This window comes from Bartonella silvatica, from assembly GCF_040545155.1.
Lineage (GTDB): Bacteria > Pseudomonadota > Alphaproteobacteria > Rhizobiales > Rhizobiaceae > Bartonella > Bartonella silvatica.
On record NZ_JBEPLI010000039.1, the window covers coordinates 1 to 4,862 of the forward strand.

At 34.7% G+C, this 4,862-nt stretch carries 1 protein-coding gene; it reads left to right on the plus strand.

What is annotated here, in order from left to right:
- The coding region (locus tag ABID23_RS07570) for a type ISP restriction/modification enzyme (RefSeq protein WP_354190843.1) at positions 1 to 4,052 on the plus strand (4,052 nt) is incomplete at its 5' end.
- Positions 4,053 to 4,862: the final 810 nt, after the last annotated feature.

Consider the following 4,862-nt stretch of genomic DNA (forward strand, 5'->3'; position numbering starts at 1 on the left):
CTACCACGGATGCCCAAGCCCTTGCCAAAGAAGCGCGTGAAAGCCTAGCAGATGCAATGACGGTTATCTTTTCAACTTACCATTCTATCCAAGTGATTTCGGATGCACAAAAAGAGCATGGTTTACCCGAATTTGATTTGATCATCTGTGATGAAGCCCACAGAACGACTGGAGCTTCATTGGGAAGTGAAGACAATGAATCCGAATTTATCAAGGTTCACGATAACAGCATCATTTTTGGCAAAAAACGTCTGTATATGACAGCAACGCCTAAGATCTTTAGTGATAAGCTGAAAAAAAAGGCTGACGCATCTGATGCCGTTCTAGCGTCCATGGATGATGAAGAGCTCTATGGGAAAAATCTTTACACTTATACTTTTTCAAAAGCTCTAAAAGATAAGCTTTTAACACCTTATAAAGTTATCGTCTTAGCTGTTGATGAAGCAATTATCAATGCAACGATTCAGAAGCGGCTTAAAGATAAAAATTCCGAACTTATTCTTGATGATACAACCAAAATCATTGGCTGCTACAAAGCACTTTCCCAAATAGAAAAAAAAGAAGAAGATGGCATAAAACCTATGCGTCGTTCTCTGGCTTTTTGTAAAAATATCAATACATCTCAACTAGTTAGCGAACTATTCAATGACGCCATTGATGAATATCATAAATTTGTGCCGGAAAGTAAAACCTCCCTTAATTTTGAGATTGAACATATTGATGGAACCTTTAATGGCAAAAAACGTAATAAATTACTTGATTGGCTTAAAGAAGATATAGATGAGAATAACTGCCGTGTGTTAACCAATGTCCGCTGTCTCTCTGAAGGGGTGGATGTCCCTACTCTTGATGCGGTTATGTTTTTACACCCGCGTAAAAGTCATGTGGATGTGATACAGGCAGTGGGGCGTGTGATGCGCCGCGCAGAAGGTAAAACAACAGGCTACATTATTTTACCCGTTGGTATTCCCTTTAATATTCCACCACAACAGGCTTTAGAAAACAATACAAAGTATGATGTCATCTGGCAAGTTCTCAATGCTTTGCGTGCTCATGATGACAACTTTAAAAACAAAATAAAAGCCTTAGAGCTGGACCAAGATGTTCGTCATGTGTTTGAGATTGTAGGGGTCACTTTTGACCCTGCTTTACAAGCAATGACCGCTGTCGTTGACGAACTCTCTTTCCACGCGAAATCGGAAAGTGCTGGGCTTCATATTGGTTCAGTAGCAAGTGAAAGTTCTCATAGGTATGGAGGACAAAAAGAATTCGAGTTTTATGTTGATGAATTATCGCGTGCTATTAAGCCCATTATTGTCAAAAAATGTGGAGAGCCTAATCAGTGGGAAAAATGGGCTGGCAATGTGGCTGCAATTGCACAAAATCATATTATTCGTCTTAAAAGCATACTCGCTGATAAAAAGAGTGAAGCTTATCACGCCTTTCATGCCTTTCATAAAGAATTAAAGAACGGTTTAAATGACAGTATCGAGCAAGAGGATGCACTCGAGATGTTGGCGCAACACCTTGTGACACGACCTATTTTTGAATCCTTGTTTGATGGAAATGAGTTTGTGAGTAAAAACGCCATCTCGCAAGCGATGGAAAAGATCTTAGCTGAACTTGATAAGATGAATATCAAAGACGAAGCCAAAGATCTTGAAAAGTTTTATCAAAGTGTAAAGGATGATACAGAGGGTATTATTGAAACGCGAGCAAAACAGAATCTTATTATCAAACTTTACGAAGATTTTTTTACCAAGGCATTCAAAAAGACAACAGATAAGCTTGGAATTGTTTATACGCCTATTGAAATAGTCGATTTTATCCTACATTCTGTCAATGATGTTTTAGAGCAAGAGTTTGGACAAAGCCTAAGTTCTCGAGGTGTGTCTATTCTCGACCCTTTCACTGGAACTGGGACCTTTATTACACGACTTTTACAATCTGGACTGATAAAACCAGAGGATATGGAATATAAGTTCCGAAATGAAATCAAAGCCAACGAGATTGTTCTCCTAGCCTATTACATAGCTGCCATTAACATTGAATCGACTTATCATAGTATCATGAAAGGAGACTATATACCCTTTGAAGGAATTTGTTTAACCGATACTTTTCTGATGTTAGAGGAAAAAGATTTTTTTACACGCTATATGTTTGAGAATTCAGAGCGGTGTAAAAAACAGCAAGAAGCTGATATCCAAGTTATTGTTGGCAACCCTCCTTATTCCGTAGGGCAAAAAAATGCCAATGATAATAATCCGAATGTATCTTATGATACACTTAATGATAGCATTCGAGATACATATGCTGCTCAATCTAAATCAATGAATATGCGAGCACTTTACGATAGCTACATTCGTGCCATTCGTTGGGCAAGTAATCGCTTAAGTCAGCAAGGAGGTATTGTCGCTTATGTCTCTGGGAATGGATGGATAGATAAAACATTTGCTGATGGTATGCGAAGATGCTTACAAAGTGAGTATTCTGCTATTTATATCATTAATCTTCGTGGTGATATTCGAAAAAATATAAAATCAAAAGAACAATCAAAAGAAGGAGGAAATATCTTTAAATCTGGTTGCATGAATGGAATAGCGATAACTCTTTTTGTACGTAATCCAGATAATAAACAGCTATGTAAGATTTACTATCATGATATTGGTAATAATCTTTCTACCAAAGAAAAATTAGAAAGATTAAATACATTGAGAAGTGTAAAAGCAATAGTGCAATCTAAAAAGTTTATTCAAATTAGCCCTAATGAGAACTATGATTGGATAAAGAAAAGAAGAGCAGATTTTGAACAATTTATTTCAATGGGAAATAAAAATATTTTAGCAGATGCTAAACTCTTTGAGATAATGTCACCTGGTGTATTATCAAATCGAGATGCTTGGGTTTACAATTTCTCATGTGAAAAATTAGATGCATCCATTCAAAAAATAATTGATTTTTTTAATATACAGAGACGTCTCGTTGCTGAAAAATCTTATGTACCTATAGAAAAGATTATTGATTATGATACTACAAAAATTAGTTGGTCAAGAAGCCTTTGTTCTAAATTAAAGCAAAGAATAGATGCAAAATTTGAACCAAATCTAAAAGCTCTTGTTCTTTATCGCCCGTTTATAACAATGTGGCATTATACATCGCCATTTTTTAATGAAGTACTAGGACAAACACATAAATTTTTTAATCCAGATATTTCACATAATCTTGGTATTTGTATTTCAGGTAGTGGTAGTAATTCAAGTTTCTCTTGTCTCATGACGAATAAACCCATTACCTATGATACATTAGAAAAAACAAGATGTTATCCGCTTATGTTTCATTGTGAAGATAAGAAACATCATGACCATAACTTATTTACTACAGGTGCAAAAAAGAAAGTTCGTGATAGTATTACAGACGCGGCTTTAAAGAAATTTCAGTCTACTTATCCTAATGAGACCATAACAAAAGAAGATATTTTTTATTATGTTTATGGATTATTACATTCGGAAGAGTATCGCGCCCGTTATGCTCATAATTTATGCAAAGAATTGCCTCGTATCCCTTGTGTAAAGAGTGCTAATGATTTTGGGAAGTTTGTAACAGCAGGGCGTGAACTGGGTCATTTGCACGTGAATTATGAAGATGTAGAACCTTATCCAGTAACCTTTAAAAAGGGTAATCCAAAACAGACAGAGATCTCTAATCCCGAAAAATTCTATTATGTGACTGAAATGAAATTCGCAAAAGCAGGTAAAGAGAAAGATAAATCAACTGTTATTTATAACAGCAATATCATTATGACAGATATCCCTCTTGAAGCTTATGAGTATATCGTCAATGGTAGACCCGCTCTTGAATGGGTTATGGGGCGTCAATGTGTTAAGACTGATAAAAAGAGCGGCATTGTTAATGATGCCAATCGCTATGCTGTTGAAACCGTTGGCAACCCTGCTTATCCATTGGAATTGTTTCAAAGGGTTATTACCGTAAGTTTAGAAACCATGAAAATCGTTAAGAACTTACCAAATTTGGTATTAAGAGAAACTGAATAGACTTGGCATGCTCACATAATGGGTATGCTAAACTCATAAGGGGTATAGAGCTTATAACGATAATCTATACCTCTCTTGTTAAGTTGATTAGATACAATCTTTAAAAGGAGTATTTATATGCGTTAATTCTAAAAAGAAGAAACTTGCACTTTTAGATACTCTTATTTGGATTGCTTTAAAACTTTTAAGAAATCCACTCTTAAAGTGAATTAGATTTTTTTACATTGCCTTTAAAAGATTATACCGTAATCTAAAATGATAGCTTTATTGTTATCAGAAGCTTTGTTTAAAGAGAGTTATGTATATTCATTTTCTTATATTACTTATAGGTTTTGTAAGTTTCTCAAACTCTCAAAATACCTTCAAAACCCCTTTTTATATATATTATAGATTGTATTTACGTGTTGTATGTAATACAGGTTGTTTCTTTAAAACATTAACATATTGAAATATAATAAACTTTTATTTTTTATTGAAAAATATGTAAAGGGGGGGCGTAAAAAGCACCTCCAAAACCCCCCCCCCCCAAAACTTATAACCATAATGATCTTGATAGCATCTCTTATGAGTTACAAGCTATCTTTTGAAAGGCTTAAAGGATCATATGCTTTTCATAAAGCACATTTTAATCCTTTACTAAAATCATAAGATTCGTCTGTTAAATAAACTGACATAACCGATCAAATAGACAAAAGCCCATTAAAAGGGATTTTGATAATCTATGGAATAATTTTATAGATCTTTTTTATAGGTTGTTTCCTTAAAATCTTGCATCAAAACCATGATCAAAGCCATACCACTGTTGAGTTT